General features: G+C 61.6%; 16 protein-coding genes. 9 read left to right on the top strand and 7 right to left on the bottom strand.

Features of this window, described 5'->3' with window-relative positions; translation table 11 throughout:
- Window positions 1–97 precede the first annotated feature (97 nt).
- The 8 genes from serC (at window position 98) to lapB (ending at window position 9,400) form a co-directional block, all read left to right on the top strand.
- Window positions 98–1,207 carry a 3-phosphoserine/phosphohydroxythreonine transaminase gene (serC, locus tag F0P97_RS07950; protein WP_003067662.1) on the top strand — a complete coding sequence of 370 codons (1,110 nt, stop codon included), beginning with the start codon at window positions 98–100 and terminating at the stop codon, window positions 1,205–1,207.
- A gap of 122 nt (window positions 1,208–1,329) precedes the next feature.
- Window positions 1,330–2,430 (top strand): prephenate dehydratase, encoded by a 1,101-nt coding sequence (gene pheA, locus F0P97_RS07945; RefSeq protein ID WP_003067663.1) that lies wholly within the window; start codon window positions 1,330–1,332, stop codon window positions 2,428–2,430.
- Window positions 2,430–3,326, top strand: a complete 897-nt coding sequence (locus F0P97_RS07940; protein WP_182286330.1) for a prephenate dehydrogenase — start codon at window positions 2,430–2,432, stop codon at window positions 3,324–3,326. Before pheA ends, F0P97_RS07940 begins: the two co-directional genes overlap by 1 nt.
- 108 nt (window positions 3,327–3,434) lie before the next feature.
- On the top strand, window positions 3,435–5,495 hold the full coding sequence (locus F0P97_RS07935; RefSeq protein ID WP_182286329.1) for a bifunctional 3-phosphoshikimate 1-carboxyvinyltransferase/cytidylate kinase: 2,061 nt from the start codon (window positions 3,435–3,437) through the stop codon (window positions 5,493–5,495).
- 199 nt (window positions 5,496–5,694) lie between these two features.
- Window positions 5,695–7,377 carry a 30S ribosomal protein S1 gene (gene rpsA / locus F0P97_RS07930; protein ID WP_003057144.1) on the top strand — a complete coding sequence of 561 codons (1,683 nt, stop codon included), beginning with the start codon at window positions 5,695–5,697 and terminating at the stop codon, window positions 7,375–7,377.
- A 109-nt stretch (window positions 7,378–7,486) separates the two neighbouring features.
- Window positions 7,487–7,807 (top strand): integration host factor subunit beta, encoded by a 321-nt coding sequence (locus F0P97_RS07925; protein ID WP_003077008.1) that lies wholly within the window; start codon window positions 7,487–7,489, stop codon window positions 7,805–7,807.
- 110 nt (window positions 7,808–7,917) lie between these two features.
- Entirely contained in the window at window positions 7,918–8,253 is a 336-nt protein-coding gene (locus F0P97_RS07920) for a LapA family protein (protein WP_182286328.1), read from the top strand.
- Complete coding sequence (gene lapB, locus F0P97_RS07915; protein ID WP_182286327.1) at window positions 8,243–9,400, top strand: lipopolysaccharide assembly protein LapB; 1,158 nt, start codon at window positions 8,243–8,245, stop codon at window positions 9,398–9,400. The genes F0P97_RS07920 and lapB overlap by 11 nt, the downstream gene beginning before the upstream one ends.
- Window positions 9,401–9,461: 61 nt before the next feature.
- Here the strand turns inward: lapB and F0P97_RS07910 are convergent, their stop codons facing one another.
- The 7 genes from F0P97_RS07910 to F0P97_RS07880 all read right to left on the bottom strand — a co-directional run bounded on the left by F0P97_RS07910 (window position 9,462) and on the right by F0P97_RS07880 (window position 17,570).
- Complete coding sequence (locus F0P97_RS07910; protein WP_182286325.1) at window positions 9,462–10,655, bottom strand: MFS transporter; 1,194 nt, start codon at window positions 10,653–10,655, stop codon at window positions 9,462–9,464.
- Window positions 10,652–12,262: a DNA recombination protein RmuC gene (gene rmuC / locus F0P97_RS07905; protein ID WP_232538244.1), complete on the bottom strand. Its 1,611-nt coding sequence runs from the start codon at window positions 12,260–12,262 to the stop codon at window positions 10,652–10,654. Before rmuC ends, F0P97_RS07910 begins: the two co-directional genes overlap by 4 nt.
- A gap of 275 nt (window positions 12,263–12,537) precedes the next feature.
- Window positions 12,538–12,945, bottom strand: a complete 408-nt coding sequence (locus F0P97_RS07900) for a tautomerase family protein (protein ID WP_182286324.1) — start codon at window positions 12,943–12,945, stop codon at window positions 12,538–12,540.
- Between the two features lie 138 nt (window positions 12,946–13,083).
- Window positions 13,084–14,061 carry a 2-hydroxyacid dehydrogenase gene (locus F0P97_RS07895; protein WP_182286323.1) on the bottom strand — a complete coding sequence of 326 codons (978 nt, stop codon included), beginning with the start codon at window positions 14,059–14,061 and terminating at the stop codon, window positions 13,084–13,086.
- Window positions 14,062–14,125: 64 nt separating this feature from the next.
- A complete protein-coding gene (locus F0P97_RS07890; RefSeq protein ID WP_182287132.1) occupies window positions 14,126–15,544 on the bottom strand; it encodes a sodium:proton antiporter in 1,419 nt (472 codons plus the stop codon).
- Window positions 15,545–15,625: 81 nt separating this feature from the next.
- Window positions 15,626–16,861, bottom strand: a complete 1,236-nt coding sequence (gene pncB / locus F0P97_RS07885; RefSeq protein ID WP_182286322.1) for a nicotinate phosphoribosyltransferase — start codon at window positions 16,859–16,861, stop codon at window positions 15,626–15,628.
- A gap of 229 nt (window positions 16,862–17,090) precedes the next feature.
- Complete coding sequence (locus F0P97_RS07880) at window positions 17,091–17,570, bottom strand: acyl-CoA thioesterase (RefSeq protein ID WP_182286321.1); 480 nt, start codon at window positions 17,568–17,570, stop codon at window positions 17,091–17,093.
- A 350-nt stretch (window positions 17,571–17,920) separates the two neighbouring features.
- Between F0P97_RS07880 and F0P97_RS07875 the strand changes: the two genes are divergently transcribed.
- Complete coding sequence (locus tag F0P97_RS07875; protein ID WP_003067688.1) at window positions 17,921–18,469, top strand: phasin family protein; 549 nt, start codon at window positions 17,921–17,923, stop codon at window positions 18,467–18,469.
- Window positions 18,470–18,643: the final 174 nt, after the last annotated feature.

The following is an 18,643-nucleotide window of genomic DNA, read 5'->3' as shown; positions in this document are numbered from 1 at the left end:
GACGCCACGGGCATGGCCCCATGCCCGTGGCCCAATGTTTTGATAGCTGAAAGCGCAAGCCAGACAAGCGCTTTCACATGTTTTGAGCGTAAATCTGATGAACCGCCCTTTTAACTTCTCCGCAGGCCCCGCCGCCATCCCTGAAGAAGTGCTGCAAACCGCAGCCGCCGAAATGCTGGACTGGCACGGCTCCGGCATGGGGGTGATGGAAATGAGCCACCGCGGCAAGGAATTCATCAGCATTTACGAAGCCGCCGAAGCCGATCTGCGCGAGCTGCTGGCCGTGCCCGCGCATTTCAAGATCCTCTTCATGCAGGGCGGCGGCATTGCCGAAAACGCCATCGTGCCCATGAATCTGTCGCGCGCCGGCGTGGTGGACTTTGTGGTGACCGGCAGCTGGAGCCAGAAGTCGGCCAAGGAGGCCGCCAAGTACGCCAGCGATGCCAATGTGGCCGCCAGCGCCAAGGACAGCGACTACACCACCATTCCCGCCGCCAGCAGCTGGAATCTGAGCCGCGGCGCCAGCTATGTGCATATCTGCAGCAACGAGACCATTCACGGCGTGGAGTTCCACGAGCTGCCCGACCTCCAGGCCCTGGGCTCGGATGCACCTCTGGTCATAGACTTCTCCTCGCATGTGGCCTCGCGCTCCATCGACTGGAGCCGCGTGGGTCTGGCCTTTGGCGGCGCGCAGAAGAACATCGGCCCCGCCGGCCTGACCATCGTCATCGTGCGCGAAGACCTGCTGGGCCATGCCCTGCCCGTCTGCCCCTCGGCGTTTGATTACAAAACCGTGGCCGACAATGGCAGCATGTACAACACGCCTCCCACCTGGGGCATCTACATGGCCGGCCTGACCTTCCAGTGGCTCAAGCGCCAGACCGAAGGCGGCCTCAGCGGCGTGGCCGCCATGGAAGCGCGCAACATCGCCAAGGCCAAGCTGTTCTATGACTATGTGGACCAGTCCTCGTTCTACGTGAACAAGGTGGCCGCGAACTGCCGCTCGCGCATGAACATTCCGTTCTTCCTTCATGATGAGTCGCGCAACGACGCCTTCCTGGCCGGCGCCAAGCAAGCCGGCCTGCTGCAGCTCAAGGGCCACAAGTCCGTGGGCGGCATGCGTGCCAGTATCTACAACGCCATGCCCATAGCAGGCGTGCAGGCGCTGGTCGACTACATGCGTGACTTCGAGCAACGTCAGGCCTGAGCCCCACCCTTAGCCTTGTAAAAAGATGAGCTGCCACCGCTTGATCTGCAAGTACTTCACCAAGGTATTGGTTTGAATTCCTTGTGCAACAAGCGCCAGCAGCTACGAAATTTGAGAGATTCATGAGCCAAGAACCCCAAGCCAGCCCCGAGCTGTTGTCGCTGCGCAACCAGATCGATTCCCTGGACCGCCAGTTGCTGGAGCTGGTCAACCAGCGCGCCCATGTGGCCGAGCAGGTGGGCGAGCTCAAGAAGAAGGAAGGCTCGGCCTTCTTCCGCCCGGACCGCGTGGCCCAGGTGATCGAGAAGATCAAGTCCAACAACCCCGGCCCGCTCAAGGGCGCGCATGTGGCCGCCATCTGGCGCGAGATCATGTCGGCCTGCCTGGCGCTGGAATCCCCCCAGCGCGTGGCCGTGCTCGGCCCGGCCGGTACCTTCTGCGAGGAAGCGGCGATCCAGTACTTCGGCGGCGCGGCCGACCTGATGTACTGCAACAGCTTCGAGGAAGTCTTTCACGCCACGGCCGCCGGCAGCGCCCAGTACGGCGTGGTGGGCGTGGAGAACTCCAACGAAGGCGTGGTCACGCGCTCGCTGGACATGTTCCTGCACACGCCCTGCCATGTGGTGGGCGAAGTCAGCATGCTGATCCGCCACAATCTGATGCGCACCAGCAACACGCTGGACGGCATCGAGGTTGTGGCCGCCCACCCCCAGGCTCTGGCCCAGTGCCAGGGCTGGCTGTCCAAGCACCTGCCGCATGCCGAACGCCGCCCCGTGGAGAGCAATGCCGAAGGCGCACGCCTGGCGGCCCTGCATCCCAACTGGGCCGGCATTGCCGGTGAGCGCGCAGCCCAGCAGTTCGGCCTGCACATCGTCAGCCACGCGATCCAGGACGATGCCTACAACCGCACGCGTTTTGCCGTCATCTGCCTGCCGCACACGCTGGCCACGGCCGCGCCCAGCGGCAGCGACTGCACCAGCCTGGTGGTCTCGGTGCCCAACACCGCCGGCGCCGTGCATGACCTGCTGGTGCCACTGAAGAAGCATGGCGTCTCGATGACGCGCTTCGAGTCGCGCCCGGCCCGCACCGGCCAATGGGAGTACTACTTCTACATCGACATCGAAGGCCACCCGGCCCAGGCCAATGTGGCCGCCGCCCTGCAAGAGCTCCAGGGCCTGTGCGCGTTCTACAAGGTGCTGGGCACCTACCCGGTGAGCAAGTGATGGCGACTCAGGAATTGCAGCCGTTCGAGCAGCTCGGCTTGATCGGCTGCGGATTGATGGGCGGCTCCTTCGCGCTGGCACTCAAGAAAGCAGGCCTGGTCAAGCGCGTGGTGGGCTACAGCAAATCGCCCTCGACCACCGAACGTGCGCGCCAGATGGGCGTGATCGACGTGGAAGCGCCCTCCGCCCTGCTGGCGGCGGCCGGCGCCGATCTGGTGCTGCTGGCCGTGCCCGTGGCGGCCACCGAGGCCACGCTCAAGTCCATCAAGCATCTGGTCACGCCCCAGATGATGATCATGGACGTGGGCTCCACCAAGGTCGATGTGGTGCAGGCCGCACGTTCGGCGCTGCGCGACCAGATCGGCAGCTTTGTGCCCGCCCACCCCATCACCGGCAAGGAAGTGGCCGGCGTGGAGCACGCCGATGTCAAGCTCTACCAGGGCGCCCAGGTCGTGCTGACCCCTACGGAGCGCACGCTGACAGCGCATCTGGCCAAGGCCCAGGCGCTGTGGCAGGCCCTGGGATGCAAGGTCACGGCCATGTCGCCCGAAGCCCATGACAGCGCACTCGCCACCGTCAGCCACCTGCCCCATCTGCTGGCATTTGCCATGATGCAAAGCGTGCTGAACCAGCCTGGTGCCGACGATATGCTGTCGCTGGCCGGACCCGGCTTTCGCGATTTCACGCGCATAGGCGCCGGCGACCCCAAGCTCTGGCGCGATGTGCTGCTGGCCAACCGCGATCAGGTGCTGGCCCAGTCACGTCAGTTTCGCCAGGCACTGGAGCAGCTCGAAGGGCTGATGCAGGCCAACGACGGCCAGGGACTGCAGGACCGCCTGACCCTGGCCAGTGCCGCACGCGCCGAATGGAGCATGGGCGGCAAGCGAGGCTCTTAAACTAGCGGCGTCGATCTATTCACCCAACCGCCAGAGACACCGGGCAGAGGCAGCCGCGCAGCCCGGGTGTCGAAGCAGCCAGGCTGCACAGGGGGTTACGAGAGTTTTATGTTCACCACCGAATTTCTGGACCTGCCCGCACTGGACTCCGCCAACGGCAGCGTCAGCCTGCCCGGCTCCAAAAGCATCTCCAATCGCGTGCTGCTGCTGGCGGCGCTGAGCCAGGGCACCACCACCATTCACGATCTGCTCGATTCCGACGACACCCGCGTCATGCTGGCCGGACTCAAGCAGTTGGGCTGCAGCATCAGCCCCGATGCCGTCACACCCGGCCAGGCGATTGACGTCACCGGCATCGGGGGTCAGTTGCCCGCCGGCACTGCGGCCACGCTGTTCCTGGGCAATGCCGGCACGGCCATGCGCCCGCTGACTGCGGCGCTGTCGGTGCTGGGCGGCGACTTCGAGATGACGGGCGTGCCCCGCATGTACGAGCGTCCTATCGGCGACCTGGTCGATGCGCTGCGCCAGCTGGGCTGCAAGATCGACTATCTGAAGGACGAAGGCTTTCCGCCCCTGAAGATCGGCCAGCCCGACTTCAGCCAGCTGGGCAGCGAATCCATCAAGGTGCGCGGCGATGTCTCCAGCCAGTTCCTGACCTCGCTGCTGATGGCCCTGCCCCTGCTGGCCAAGGAGCGCGACATCACCATCGAGGTGGTGGGCGAGCTGATCTCCAGGCCCTATATCCACATCACGCTGGAGCTGCTGGCGCGCTTCGGCATTGCCGTAAAGAACGACCGCTGGCAGCGTTTCGTGATCCCCGCAGGCAGCCGCTACCAGTCGCCGGGGGCCATCCATGTGGAGGCTGACGCCTCCTCCGCCAGCTATTTCATCGCACTGGGCGCGATTGCCACCGGCACCACCGATGACGCGGATGCCGACAACGCGCCGCAGCCCAAGAGCATCCGCATTCTGGGTGTGGGCCAGGACTCGATCCAGGGCGATATCCGCTTCATCGAGGCCGCCCAGGCCATGGGCGCACAGATCGAAAGCGGCCCCAACTGGCTGCAGGTCAGCCGTGGCAGCTGGCCTCTGAAGGCCATCGACCTCGATTGCAACCATATTCCCGATGCGGCCATGACGCTGGGCACCATGGCGCTGTATGCAGACGGCGTGACCACGCTGCGCAACATCGCCAGTTGGCGCGTCAAGGAAACCGACCGTATTGCCGCCATGGCGATCGAGCTGCGCAAGCTGGGTGCTTCCGTGGAAGAAGGCGCGGATTACATCCGCATCACTCCCCCGGCCGGCAAGACCGCCTGGAAAGCGGCCAGCATCCACACCTATGACGACCACCGTGTCGCCATGTGCTTCTCTCTGGCGGCCTTCAACCCTGCCAAGCTGCCCGTGCGCATCGAAGACCCCAAATGCGTGGCCAAGACCTTTCCCGACTATTTCGAGGCACTGTTCTCCGTCAGCGAAGCCGAGCGCGAGCATATTCCCGTGATCTGCATCGACGGGCCCACGGCCTCCGGCAAGGGCACGATTGCCGCAGAAGTCGCCAGGACCCTGGGCTACCAGCTGCTGGATTCCGGCGCGCTGTATCGCATCACCGGCCTGGCCGCATCGCGTGCCGGCATGACGCTTGACGAATCGAACGAGGAAACCATTGCCGAAATGGCGCTGGACATGCCCGTGCGCTTCGATGCGCAGCAGCGTGTCTGGCTCGGCGAGGAGGACATCAGTCTGGCCATTCGCAGCGAAGAAGCCGGCATGAACGCCTCGCGCGTCTCGGCCCTGCCCGCCGTGCGCACCGCACTGGTGGATCTGCAGCTCTCCTTCCAGGCCCTGCCCGGGCTGGTGGCCGATGGCCGCGACATGGGTACGGTCATCTTCCCCCACGCTCCGCTCAAGGTCTATTTGTGGGCATCTGCCCAGTGCCGCGCGGAGCGCCGATATAAACAGTTGATTTCCAAAGGAATTTCAGCTAATATGTCCACCCTTTTGGCAGACCTTGAAGCAAGGGACGCGCGCGACATGAATCGCGCCACCGCTCCGCTCAAGCCCGCCGAGGATTCTTTGCAGCTCGACAGCTCCGAGATGACCATTGAAGAAGTGGTTGCCCAGGTATTGTCGTGGTGGCAGGAACGCCAGCCGTTCGGCCGTTCTTGAAATTTCTCGCTTGAAGTTTCCAGGGCAGCCCTGCATCTGGCTTGTTGGCCCTTGATGTCAGGTTCTCGCAGACCGCGAGCCGGCAGCAAGGTTGTTAACCTTTAACCCCCGTGGGCCTCAAACCCACAACCTCCGCAGTCAGTCTTAAAAACGCTTGGCAATGGTGCCGACGGAAACCTGATTGCGGGCAAGGAACTACATGTCTGAATCTTTTGCCGCCCTTTTTGAAGAGTCGTTGACACGCACCGAAATGCGTCCTGGCGAAGTTATCACCGCTGAAGTCGTGCGCGTTGAGCACAACTTCGTGGTGGTGAACGCCGGCCTGAAGTCGGAAGCCTACGTGCCCCTCGACGAGTTCAAGAACGACCAGGGCGAAGTCGAAGTCCAAGTGGGTGACTTCGTGTCCGTGGCCATCGGCTCCATCGAAAACGGCTACGGCGACACCATCCTGTCTCGTGACACCGCCAAGCGTCTGGCTTCCTGGCTGTCGCTGGAAAAGGCTCTGGAATCCGGCGAATTCGTGACCGGCACCACTTCCGGCAAGGTCAAGGGCGGCCTGACCGTTCTGGTCAACGGCATCCGCGCCTTCCTGCCCGGTTCGCTGATCGACACACGTCCCATCAAGGACCTGACTCCCTACGAAAACAAGACCCTGGAATTCAAGGTCATCAAGCTGGATCGCAAGCGCAACAACGTGGTGCTGTCGCGCCGCGCTGTGGTGGAAGCCTCCATGGGCGAAGAGCGCGCCAAGCTGATGGAAACCCTGAAGGAAGGCGCTATCGTTCAGGGCGTGGTCAAGAACATCACCGAATACGGTGCGTTCGTGGACCTGGGCGGCATCGACGGCCTGCTGCACATCACCGACATGGCATGGCGCCGTGTGCGTCACCCCTCCGAAGTGGTGACTGCCGGCCAGGAAATCACTGCCAAGATCCTGAAGTTCGACACCGAAAAGAACCGCGTGTCCCTGGGTCTGAAGCAAATGGGCGACGATCCCTGGATGGGCGTGGCTCGCCGCTACCCCTCCGCCACCCGTCTGTTCGGCAAGGTCACCAACATTGCCGACTACGGCGCATTCGTGGAACTGGAACCCGGCATCGAAGGCCTGGTGCACGTTTCCGAAATGGACTGGACCAACAAGAACATTGCTCCCACCAAGCTCGTGTCCCTGGGCGACGAAGTGGAAGTCATGGTTCTGGAAATCGACGAAGACAAGCGTCGCATCTCCCTGGGCATGAAGCAGTGCAAGGCTAACCCCTGGCAAGAATTCGCCCAGAACACCAAGCGCGGCGACCGCGTGAAGGGCCCCATCAAGTCCATCACCGACTTCGGCGTGTTCGTGGGTCTGGCTGCCGGTATCGACGGCCTGGTGCACCTGTCCGACCTGTCGTGGAACGAAGCCGGCGAAGCTGCCGTTCGTAACTACAAGAAGGGTCAAGAAGTCGAAGCCATCGTGCTGGCCGTGGACGTTGAGCGCGAGCGCATCTCCCTGGGCATCAAGCAGCTGGACAGCGACCCCTTCACGACCTTCGTGACCGTGAACGACAAGGGCCAGGTTGTGACCGGCAAGGTCAAGACTGTGGACGCCAAGGGCGCTGAAATCGACCTGGGTGAAGACATCATCGGCTACCTGCGCGCTTCCGAAATCTCGCAAGACCGCGTGGAAGATGCTCGTTCCGTCCTGAAGGAAGGCGACGAAGTCACTGCCGTGGTGGTGAACGTGGATCGCAAGAGCCGCAACATCCAGCTGTCCATCAAGCAAAAGGATCACGCTGAGCAGCAAGTCGCCATGGCTTCCCTGTCGGCTCAGTCCTCCAAGGAAAACGCTGGTACCACCAGCCTGGGCGCTCTGCTGCGTGCCAAGCTGGACGCTGACAAGTAAATCTTGCATCAGCCGGTCAGCCAGCTTGCCTGACTGACCGCCAAGCGTCAAAGACAACGGGCGCCCTGTGCGCCCGTTGTTGTTTTCAACCTAGAGCCTCCGCCACCCGATGACCCGATCCGATCTCGTCGAAGAACTTGCCGCCCAATTTGGCCAACTCAACCAACGTGATGCCGAGCAGGCCGTCAAAACCATTCTGGATGCCGTCAGCGATGCCCTGGTGCGCGGTCACCGTATTGAAATTCGCGGCTTTGGCAGCTTTGCCATCAATCACCGCCAGCCCCGCATAGGCCGCAACCCCCGCTCCGGCGAGTCCGTTCAGGTTCCTTCCAAGCGCGTTCCCCATTTCAAGCCAGGCAAGGCCCTGCGCGAAGCCGTGGACAATCTCAAGGCCGAAGACTCCGCTGCCCAGCAGCCGCAGACCGCCTGAAGTCCATGGGCACCGTCAGCCACCTCAGGACTGACCACGCCGTACGTTTGCCAGTCCGCGCATGGGCTGGCCTAAAATCTTCCCGTCACACAAGGCGCATAAAGGGAAGCATGAAATACCTGCTGTGGCTGCTCAAGGCAGCCATTTTTTTCACTCTGTTCGCATTCGCACTCAACAACCAGCAAGACGCGACCGTGCATTTCTTCTTTGGCACGGCCTGGACAGCACCTCTGGTGCTGGTGGTTCTGGCGGCCTTTGCGCTGGGTCTTTTTGTCGGGGTGCTGGGCATGGTGCCACGCTGGCTCAAGCATCGCAGCGCAGCGCGCGAGGCACAGGCCACGCAACAGCCGCCGAACACCGCAGGCAACGCCACCAGTGCAGCACCTGCGATGAAGGAACAGAACTCTTCTTCGATCATTGCGCCGGGCGACGTGCATGGAATTTAATCTGACTTGGATCTTGCTGGGCCTGCCTGCGGCCTTTGTGCTGGGCTGGCTGGCCTCCCGCTGGGATTTGCGCCAGGTGCGTGCCGACAACCGCCAGGCTCCCAAGGCGTACTTCAAGGGTCTGAACTTTCTGCTCAACGAGCAGCAGGACAAGGCCATCGATGCCTTTATCGAGGCCGTACAGAACGACCCCGACACCACCGAACTGCACTTTGCACTGGGCAATCTGTTTCGCCGCCGCGGCGAATACAACCGTGCGGTGCGCGTCCACGAGCATCTGCTCAGCCGCGCCGACCTCACCCGCCCCGACCGGGACCGTGCCCAGCATGCACTGGCACAGGACTTTCTCAAGGCCGGCCTGCTGGACCGCGCCGAGGAGGCCCTGAACCGCCTGGAAGGCACGCAGTACGAAGGCGAGGCACGCCTGGCGCTGCTGGCCATTTACGAGCGCTCGCGCGACTGGGGCCAGGCAGCGGCCATCGTGCGCAAGATGCAGGCCGCAGGCCAGGGAGACTTCAGCACCCGGCTGGCCCATTACCTTTGCGAAGACGCGCAATCTCAGGTGGCCCACGGCCAGCTCGACAAGGCTTTTGCACAGCTGCAGCAGGCTCTGGAGACTGCGCCGCAAGCTCCGCGCCCCCGACTGGAGCTGGCCCAGCTCCAGCATCGACAGGGCCAATCCGCGCAGGCTTTGTCAAGCCTTCAGGCGCTGGCACAGAACAGCCCTGCGGCCCTGCCCCTGGCGGCCAGCCTGCTGGTGGAAGTGGCCGAGGCAACGGGTGCGCTAAGCGAGGCCCACAATCTGCTGCTCAAGCACTATGAGCAAGCACCGTCGCTGGACCTGTTGCAGGCACTGGTCGCCATCGATCAGAAAAGCGGGGATGCGGAAGCCCCCGGCCGCCAGCGCCTGGTCAAGCATCTGGAGCATGAGTCGTCCCTGGTGGCGGCCGCCCAATGGCTGGAAGGCGAGACCCTGACCGAAGAGCAGTACCATGCCACCGTGCAGAAGGCGCTGAACCATGCCACCAAGCCCCTGACCCGCTACCGCTGTGCGGCCTGCGGATTTGAAGCCCGCACCCATTTCTGGCATTGCCCCGGCTGCCAAAGCTGGGACAGCTACCCTGCACGCAGAGTCGAAGAGCTGTAAGCACCTCTCAAAGAAAAAAGAGCGCCTAAGGCGCTCTTTTTTATGCATGCAGCCGGGCAGGCTAATGTGCCTCCCACTCATCCGTCGGCATATCCTGCTTGCCGATCAACCAGGGCAGGCGCGAGGACACTCCGACCAGCCCCCCCACTGCCCAGAACAGGGCAGAGACTCCGACCACCGTGCCAAGCGAGCCGAACAGCACTGGCATCAGCACGCTGGAGCCGTTGATGGCCATCATGCGCAATCCCAGCGCCTCACCATGGCGCTCGGGTGGAGTGATTTGATGAATCATGCTCATCACCATGGGCTGCACCGATCCCAGCACCACGCCCAGCAAGACCGAACAGGCACCCATGGTCCAGGCACCGGGCATGAAGGGATAGGCGATGAACAGGGCGCAGGCGGCAACCATGGCACCCAGCACCACTTGCGATTCGGCCAGATGGCGCGTGATGATGGGCATCAGCATGCGGATCACAGCCGCAGCAATGGCGAAGGCACCCAGGATGCTGCCGATCACCGAGGCAGGCAGTCCGCGCTCGTGACCCAGAATGGGCACGACAAAGGTATGCACGTCCCAGCAGGAGGAAAGCGCCCAGTTCAGCAGCAACAAGCGCCTGAAGCCCCGGTTCTGAACCAGATCCCAGGCCGTTGCCTTCTGGTTCGCACCCTCGGTCTGCAAAGCCGGCAGCTCCTGCACCGTCCTTGCCCAGAACCAGGCCGCCAGAGGCATCAGGGTCAGCAGCAGGAAGGCAGCCCTGAAGCCAGTGGTGCTGGCCGCTTCGCCGCCTGCGTAGTCAATCAGCAGCCCGGCTGCAAACGGCCCCAGGAAGTTGGAAATGGCCGGGCCAATCGCCAGCCAGCTGAAGACCTTGCGCAGCTCGTCCTTGTTGTGCGCCATGCGCCCCACATGGCGCTGCAGGGCGATCAGTGCCATGCCTGCTGCACCGCCCGTCAGCAGCGCACTCAGACACAGTACCGGATAAAGCGGGAACAGCACCGCCACTCCCGCTCCGGAACATGCGGCCACCACACTGATGATGAGCGGGCGCTTGAGCCCGTGACGGTCCGCAAAGCGCCCCGCGGGCAGGGACAGAAACACCTGGGTCAGCGCAAACAGCGCCAGCAGCATGCCGACCGCAGCCGCGCTATAGCCCTCCTTGAGTGCCAGCAGCGGCGTGGCCATGCGCATTCCGGTCATGGTGCCGTGGATACAGACTTGCGCAAGAATCAGGCGCAGCAGGGCCGCGTTCATTCCTGGTCCTCGGCGGCAGGCTGATCACCCTCAGCCGACGCAGCCGGAAACAGGGGCTGGCCCTGCCCGTCTCCATTCGGCAGCTCCTGCACATTACGCAAATGGCGCTGAATGGCGCGCGTGCGCACACCCACCTGATCGAACTTGCGCGCGGCGGCATCGATGGACTTGCGCGTCGCCTCCACCACCTCGCCGAACTTGCCGAACTCGGTCTTGACCTGACCGAGCACGCCCCAGACTTCGGAGGAGCGCTTTTCGATCGCCAGCGTCTTGAAGCCCATCTGCAGGCTGCTGAGCATGGCGGCCAGATTCGCGGGGCCGGTAATCACAATGCGATGCTCGTTCTGCAGCGCCTCGACCAGCCCCGGACGGCGCAGCACCTCGGCAAACAAGCCCTCGGTGGGCAGGTACATGACGGCAAAGTCCGTGGTGTGTGGCGGTGCGATGTACTTGCTCGCGATCTTCCTGGCCTCGCCGCGAATCGATGTCTCGAAGGCATTGCCTGCAGCGGCAATAGCCACCCTGTCGGCACTGTCCTGGGCATCCTGCAGGCGCTGGTAATGCTCGACAGGGTATTTGGCATCGATGGGCAGCCAGACGGGCTGCTCGTCGTTGCGGCCCGGCAGCCGGATGGCGAACTCGACCAGCTCATCGCTGTCAGGCACGGTCTTGACGTTTCTCGCGTACTGCTCGGGCGTGAGCACATTGTCGATGATGCTGCCCAGCTGCAGCTCACCCCAGGTGCCGCGCGACTTCACATTGGTCATCACGCGCTTGAGATCGCCCACGCTGCCCGCCAGGGTCTGCATCTCGCCCAGGCCCTTGTGCACCTGCTCCAGCCGGTCGCTGACCAGCTTGAAGGACTCGCCCAGACGCTGCTCCAGCGTGGCATGCAGTTTTTCATCGACAGTGCGGCGCATCTCGTCGAGCTTGAGGGCGTTGTCGCTCTGAATCGTGGCCAGCCGCTCGTTGAGCGTTGCGCGCAGCTGCTCGGCCGTGGTCTGCTGGCCCTGTGCGAGCGCAGCCAGCTGCTGGCTCACCGCATCCTGCAACACGGCAAACTGATGGCGCAGTTGCTCGCCATTGCTTCCCAGCTGATCCTTGAGCGCAGCCCCCATATTGGTACTCATATGCGTGAGCTGCTGCTGGATATCGCCCTTGAGCGAATCCAGCGTGCCACGCGTCGTCTCGGCCAGGGCCTCGAAGCGCTGCTGGACATGGACTGCCTGCTCTGCACTGCTCTGGGCCAGTGCCGCGCGGGCTTGCTGGCTGTCGCCCGTCAGCCGCTGCGCAAGCTGGGCAACGTCTTCGCGAAAGGATGCCAGCGCCGTCGCCTGCTCGCGCCGCGCGGCCAATGCATCTTGCTGGGCCTGAGCCAACTGGGTCTGTACATGCTGGGTGACACGGTCCAGGGCTCCGTCGCTCTTGGCCACCGTCATCTGGGTACTTTGGCTGCTGCGCTCAAGCTGCTGCAGCCTGACATCCAGCGCCTGCAATCCCTGCAGCAGTTGGGCTTGCAGCCTCATCGCATCAGGGCCAAGAGCAAGTTCCGTCTGACGGCGCAGCCCCTGCAGCCACCACAGCAGCACCAGAAGCAGGCCCACCATCAATACGGCCAGCGCCGCCAGCCCAAGCCACCACGTAGTCACTGTCTTGCCACGCCTTTCGCACTCTTTTTTTCATAGCTGCAGCGCTTATCAGCAAAGCGCTACAGACCTATTCATTGAATTTCCGCCATGGGCATTGCAGACTGAAGTTTGCAAGCACTAGCGCGCAGGCAAATTATCAGTCCTCAGAGCCACGAAAAATTCAATGCAGTCAAAAGTGCTGCTCCCGGTTGCAGCCTTGGTGACAGCGAGGCTGCAATCGGTTGACGCAAGAATCAGGCGTCGGGGCCCACTTGCTGGGCAATGGCCATGGCGAACTTGCCGCCGCCCACGGACCAGTCGGAATAGTCGTTTTCGTGTGTGAAGACGAACACATCGCTGGGTGCGACGTCCGCATCTTTTTCCAGATTGGCGGCGATGTTGGCATACAGCGCGCGCTTCATGGCATCGCTGCGCCCACGGCGCATGGTGATCTCCACCACCACTACGCGGTCCGAGCGCTTGTAGCCGTTGAAAGTGCGGCTGAAGAAAAACTTCTGCTCGTCATAGTCGTCAACCATGTTGAACAGCTCATCGGCTGGCATGCCGATGCCGTCGATCAGGGCCTGATGAATACCGTTGACGATGGCCTGGCGCTGGGCAGGCGTGGTGTCCTTATGGACGCTGGTGCGGATAAAAGGCATTGCTGTCTCGCTTGATATAAAAAAGCCCGCTGTGCGCACAGACGCCAAGCGGGCAGAAATTATCAAAGCCGACAACGCACTCAGAGCACGCATCCGCCCTCAAACTGATGTGACGAGAGCCGACCTAATGAAGATGCATCAGCCAAGCTGATTGACAGGTGTCAGCGGCCCCTTGCCAGCCAGAAAGGAGATCAGATTGTCCGCCGCCAGCCCGGCCATGGCCGTACGCGTGCCCTTGGTCGCGCTGGCGATATGGGGTGTCAGCACCACATTCGGCACTGTCAGCAGATCGGGGTGCACGGCCGGTTCGCCTTCGAACACATCCAGCCCCGCTGCGGCAATGCGCCCATCTTTCAGTGCCTGGGCCAGAGCCGCATCATCGACGATGCCGCCGCGCGCAATATTGATCAGCGTGGCCGTGGGCTTCATCCGGGCAATTTCTGCCGCGCCAATGGTATGGCGGTTTTCGGGAGTGAACGGCAGCACCAGCATCAGGTGGTCTGCACGTTCGAGCAACTCCTGCTTGCCGACATAGCTGGCCTTGCACTCGGCTTCCAGCGCAGCATCCAGACGCGAGCGGTTGTGATAGATCACCTGCATGCCAAAGCCGTAGGCCGCACGACGCGCAATTGCCTGACCGATGCGCCCCATGCCCAGGATGCCCAGCGTGCTGCCATGCACCTCGGCACCGGCGAACAGGTCGTAATGCCAGTCCTTCCAGAGCCCTGCCCGCAGATAGTGCTCGCTCTCGGTAATGCGGCGCGCCGTGGCCATCAGCAGGGCAAAGCCGAAATCGGCCGTGGTCTCGGTCAGCACATCGGGGGCATTCGTGCCCTGCACGCCCGCGGCCGTCATCGCGGGCACGTCGAAATTGTTGTAACCCACCGCCATATTGGCCACGATCTTGAGCTGCGGACAAGCGGTCAGCAACTCGGCATCGATGCGCTGCGAACCCGTGGTCAGCACGCCATCCTTGCCCTGCAACTGCTGAGCCAGCTCCGCTGGCGACCAGACCACATCGTCCTGATTGGACTGCACTTCAAAGTGCTGCTGCAGCCGCTGCACCACCTCGGGTGAGATGGCACGGGCGATCAGAATGCGAGGCTTGTTGCTCATCGATGTTTCCTCTTCAAGTTATGGATGATGGCGGCGCACCGCAGCCCTGAAAGCCATGCGTGGCTTAAAGAAACCAAATCCAGGTAATCAAAACCAGCAGCGGCACCAGCACGCAGACCGACCAGATCATGTAGCCGAAAAAGCCCGGCATCTTCACGCCACGATCTTCGGCAATCGCCTTGACCATGAGGTTAGGCGCATTGCCGATATATGTATTCGCCCCCATGAACACGGCTCCGGCAGAAATGGCGGTCAGCGTCAGCGCCATATCGGTCATCAGATGCCCGGGGTCGCCACCAGCGGTATTGAAGAACACCAGATAGGTCGGCGCGTTGTCCAGGAAGGAGGACAGCAGACCCGTAGCCCAGAAATACATGGCCGGGTTGGGCGTGCCATCGGCATTGGTGACTGCTCGCACCACGGCGCCGAACGGGCCATCGACACCGGCCTTGAGCATGGCGATGACGGGAATGATGGTCAGGAAAATACCTGCAAACAGCTTGGCCACTTCCTGCATGGGCCCCCAGCCGAACTCATTGGCACGATGCACACGCGCGGGAGTGAGCTTGAGCGAAAGCAGAACCACGGCAAGCAAACCCAGATCGCGCACTAGACCGGGCAGGCCCACATGGGTCCCGGCGATCTCGATACCCGCAGGGGTGCGCCAGATGCCGCTGACCAGCACCAGCGCCACCACCACTGCCAGCAGAACAAAGTTCACGCGGCCATCAAAGCCCAGACGGCTTGGTGCACCGGTCACGTCCATGCTGGGTGTGGGATCGGGCAGATCGGTCTCGCCCTTTTCCCCCATCAGCTTGCGGTCTATCGCATAAAAAACGGCCAGCAGCGCCAGCGTGAGGAACAGCATCTGAGCCCAGATATGACGCACTGTCCAGAAAAAGTCCACGCCCTTCAAGAAGCCCAGAAACAACGGCGGATCACCCAGTGGCGTCAGCGCGCCACCGGCGTTCGAGACGATAAAGATGAAAAACACCACCACATGGGCCTGATGACGTCGGTTGTCGTTGGCGCGCAGCAAGGGGCGTATCAGCAGCATGGAAGCCCCCGTCGTGCCCATGAAGCTGGCCAGCACCGCACCGATAGCCAGGATGGAGGTATTCAACCCCGGCGAACCACGCAGATTGCCGCGCACATAGATGCCTCCAGCCACCGTGTACAAGGCAGTCAGCAGGATCACGAACGGCAGATACTCGGCCAGCAAGGCGTGCACCAGATTCACGCCCGCCGCACCCAAGCCATAGACCAGCGCAAAAGGCAGCAGGAAGGCCAGCGCCCAGCCGGCAGTGACCCTGCCGAAATGGTGATGCCAGAATTGCGGCAACAGCAGCGGCATCAGCGCAATCGACAGCAGCATGCCCACAAACGGCAGGCCCCAGGCCACGGACATGGCTGCGCCGTCAATGTCTGCGGCCTGCGCGGTGGCCGCGGCTAGAGTCAGCAGCGTGGCCGCTGCGACTTTCATCCAAGATTTGCTGTTCAAACGCCCATCCTCTCTACTCTTTGCCGTGCAACAGGCACAACTCCCGCCAATGTTTCTTGATTTCTATGCCTGCGAAACCGGCTCCGGCGCTGCAATGCTGAACACCTGGCGCAGATAGGCCAGGTATTTTTCATCGTCACACATGCTCTTGCCCGGTGTGTCCGATAGCTTTGCCACCGGCTGGCCGTTGCAGCGCGTCATCTTGATCACGATCTGCAAGGGCACATGCTCGGGGGGATTGCCCAGATCGTTGGTCAAGTTGGTGCCGATGCCAAAAGCCAGTTGACAGCGGCCGTTGAAGCGCTCGAACAGCCCGATGGTTTTAGGGATGGTCAACCCATCGCTGAAGATCAGCACCTTGCTCAGCGGATCAATTTTGTTGGCCTTGTAATGCGCGATCAGGCGCTCACCCCAGTCAAACGGGTCGCCGCTGTCATGGCGCGCGCCGTCAAACAGCTTGCAAAAGTAAAGATCGAAATCACGCAGAAAGGCCGACATGCCATAGACGTCGGACAGCGCAATACCCAGATCGCCCCGGTACTCGCGCGCCCAGGACTCGAAGCCGAAGATCTGGCTGTCGCGCAGGCGTGGGCCCAGCGACTGGCAGGCCTGCAGATATTCATGGGCCAGCGTGCCCAGCGGAATCAGGCCCAGCTTCATTGCATACAGCACATTGCTGGTGCCCGCCAACTGCCCCTTGCGCTGGCCGTTGATGCGTGCGGCCCCCGAGTGACCCAGCCTGGCGCAGAGCACCCGCAGCACCTCTTCATGCCAGGCCCTGGAAAAGCGCCGGCGCGTGCCGTAATCGGCTATCTTGAGCGACTCAAGGCCAGGCGCCTGCAACAGCTCGATCTTCTCGTCCAGGCGCTTGCGTCCTTCCAGGAAGTTGGGCACCGGCTGGGTATTGCGGAAATACACCTCGTTGACGATGGCCAGCACCGGGATCTCGAACAAGATGGTGTGCAGCCAAGGACCCTGGATGGTGATGTCGATTTCGCCGCTGGCCAGAGGCGTGACCGTGATGTATTTGTCGTTGAGCTGGAACAGACTCAGGAAATCGACAAAATCGCTCTTGATGAAACGCAGCGAACTCAGATAGGCCAGCTCGGCATCCTGAAAGCGCAGCTTGCACAGAGAACGGATCTCTTCGCGGATTTCATTGACGTACGGAGCCAGCTGCACGCCCGGGTTGCGGCATTTGAAACGGTACTCCACCTGCGCACCCGGAAACTGATGCAGCACCACCTGCATCATCGTGAATTTGTACAGGTCGGTGTCTAGCAGACTGGTGATGATCATGGACGACGGTGGGCCTGGCGGTCCGTTCAGTCATGGAACAAGGCTGGCTCAAAACACAGGCTGCGCCAGCCTCAACAGAGAGTGACGAGTGTAGGCGATTCCATACCCTGCACCGTACTCGCTGCCCCTAAGCGCTTCTTGCAGATGCCGGCTTCGGATCTACCGCCAGATATATCAATCAGATCAGACTCAAACCTTTGATACACATACGCAAGAAGCTATCGTTTTGCTATTTACCCGCCGGCTCTGCACGCAGCAGTGGCTGCAGTGCCACACGTAAGGGCTCGGGCAAAGGCACGGGCCGACGCGCCTGTCTGTCGACATAGACGTGCACAAAATGGCCTGCTGCAGCCGACTGGCTCGCGCCCTTGGCAAACAAACCCACTTCGTAGCGCACGCTCGAGCTACCCAGATGGGCCACGCGAATACCCGCCTCCACCACTTGCGGGAAGGCCAGCGAGGCAAAGTAATTGCACTGGGTCTCTATCACCAGGCCAATCGTCTGCCCGTCATGGATATTCAACGCGCCCTGCTCTATCAGATACGCATTGACCGCCGTATCAAACCAGCTGTAGTAGATGACGTTGTTCACATGGCCGTAGACATCGTTGTCCGACCAGCGAGTGCTGATTTCACGAAACACAGGATAGGAGTCGCGGGCCTGCGGCTGGGCGCGCAAAGGCTTGCCATGAGATAACGATGCAGTCATGCAGTCATTTTGCAGAGCCGCCCCGGCGGCGCCAGCACCATCGTGACAGGGCTTGCAGCCCATCACTCACCAACACATGGCGCACCGCACAAAGAAAACGCGTTCATTTAATTTTGTCAGTTATCAGACATAACAAAGTCTTTTAAAAATCAGATACTTATCAAAAACGAAGAGTCATCAATCTTTTTTGCTGCAGCGCAACAAATTAAGCTTGCATTGCCACAAATTCTCTTTCACAATGCACCCATGCTGCACTGCAACATACGACTGGCAAAGATAGCGGTCATGTCAGAGCAGACGTTTCCTCCGGTCCGATCCCTTCGTTAGATCCGTAATTTTGGAGAATTGCCATGAGCCTGACCCCTGACCAAATCCTGAGCGCACAAAAAGCCCACTTCGAGACACTGTTCGGCCTGACCAGCAAAGCTTTCGAAGGCGTGGAAAAGTTGGTGGAACTGAACGTCACCGCTTCGCGCGCTGCACTGGCCGAAGCTGCCCAGCACACCCAGGCCGTGCTCAGCGTCAAGGACGCTCAGGAACTGCTGACTCTGCAAGCAGGTCTGTTCCAGCCGCTGGCCGAGAAAACCGCTTCCTACAGCCGCCACCTGTACGACATCGCCAGCAACACTGCCGGCGAATTCAACAAGACGCTGGAAGCCCAGTCCACCGAAGCTCGCAAGAACTTCAATGCCCTGCTGGACAACACGACCAAGAATGCTCCTGCCGGCTCCGAATCCGCTGTTGCCATGGTCAAGAGTGCAGTCTCTGCCGCCAACAACGCCTTCGAATCCGTGCAAAAGGCGGTGAAGCAAGCCTCCGACATGGCTGAAGCCAATTTCAACGCAGCCACCAAGACAGCAACCGAAGCCGTCAAGGCCACGACCGCTGCCAAACGTTAAGAACATGGTTATTGACATGCTTGGCAAAGCCTAGGGTTTACCCTATAATCACCAGCATGTCAGGTCGGCATGCATTGATGTGGATGCCGGCCTTGCGCAAGTTGTCTCCTTGGATCCTCCTGAAACCCCCGTTTCATGGATCCCTTCAAAGCCCAATCTTCCCGATTGGGCTTT

The organism is Comamonas testosteroni, from assembly GCF_014076415.1.
In the GTDB taxonomy this organism is placed as follows: Bacteria; Pseudomonadota; Gammaproteobacteria; order Burkholderiales; family Burkholderiaceae_C; genus Comamonas; species Comamonas testosteroni_F.
Note: the sequence above shows the minus strand (reverse complement) of the source record. Positions and strands in the feature narration are given on the sequence as shown.

What these genes read in the sequence shown, in the direction of transcription:
- serC (WP_003067662.1), top strand. Translation starts at nt 98, where the DNA reads ATGAACCGCCCTTTTAACTTCTCCGCAGGCCCCGCCGCCATCCCTGAA.
- pheA (WP_003067663.1), top strand. Translation starts at nt 1,330, where the DNA reads ATGAGCCAAGAACCCCAAGCCAGCCCCGAGCTGTTGTCGCTGCGCAAC.
- F0P97_RS07940 (WP_182286330.1), top strand. Translation starts at nt 2,430, where the DNA reads ATGGCGACTCAGGAATTGCAGCCGTTCGAGCAGCTCGGCTTGATCGGC.
- F0P97_RS07935 (WP_182286329.1), top strand. Translation starts at nt 3,435, where the DNA reads ATGTTCACCACCGAATTTCTGGACCTGCCCGCACTGGACTCCGCCAAC.
- rpsA (WP_003057144.1), top strand. Translation starts at nt 5,695, where the DNA reads ATGTCTGAATCTTTTGCCGCCCTTTTTGAAGAGTCGTTGACACGCACC.
- F0P97_RS07925 (WP_003077008.1), top strand. Translation starts at nt 7,487, where the DNA reads ATGACCCGATCCGATCTCGTCGAAGAACTTGCCGCCCAATTTGGCCAA.
- F0P97_RS07920 (WP_182286328.1), top strand. Translation starts at nt 7,918, where the DNA reads ATGAAATACCTGCTGTGGCTGCTCAAGGCAGCCATTTTTTTCACTCTG.
- lapB (WP_182286327.1), top strand. Translation starts at nt 8,243, where the DNA reads ATGGAATTTAATCTGACTTGGATCTTGCTGGGCCTGCCTGCGGCCTTT.
- F0P97_RS07910 (WP_182286325.1), bottom strand. Translation starts at nt 10,655, where the DNA reads ATGAACGCGGCCCTGCTGCGCCTGATTCTTGCGCAAGTCTGTATCCAC.
- rmuC (WP_232538244.1), bottom strand. Translation starts at nt 12,262, where the DNA reads ATGGTGGGCCTGCTTCTGGTGCTGCTGTGGTGGCTGCAGGGGCTGCGC.
- F0P97_RS07900 (WP_182286324.1), bottom strand. Translation starts at nt 12,945, where the DNA reads ATGCCTTTTATCCGCACCAGCGTCCATAAGGACACCACGCCTGCCCAG.
- F0P97_RS07895 (WP_182286323.1), bottom strand. Translation starts at nt 14,061, where the DNA reads ATGAGCAACAAGCCTCGCATTCTGATCGCCCGTGCCATCTCACCCGAG.
- F0P97_RS07890 (WP_182287132.1), bottom strand. Translation starts at nt 15,544, where the DNA reads ATGAAAGTCGCAGCGGCCACGCTGCTGACTCTAGCCGCGGCCACCGCG.
- pncB (WP_182286322.1), bottom strand. Translation starts at nt 16,861, where the DNA reads ATGATCATCACCAGTCTGCTAGACACCGACCTGTACAAATTCACGATG.
- F0P97_RS07880 (WP_182286321.1), bottom strand. Translation starts at nt 17,570, where the DNA reads ATGACTGCATCGTTATCTCATGGCAAGCCTTTGCGCGCCCAGCCGCAG.
- F0P97_RS07875 (WP_003067688.1), top strand. Translation starts at nt 17,921, where the DNA reads ATGAGCCTGACCCCTGACCAAATCCTGAGCGCACAAAAAGCCCACTTC.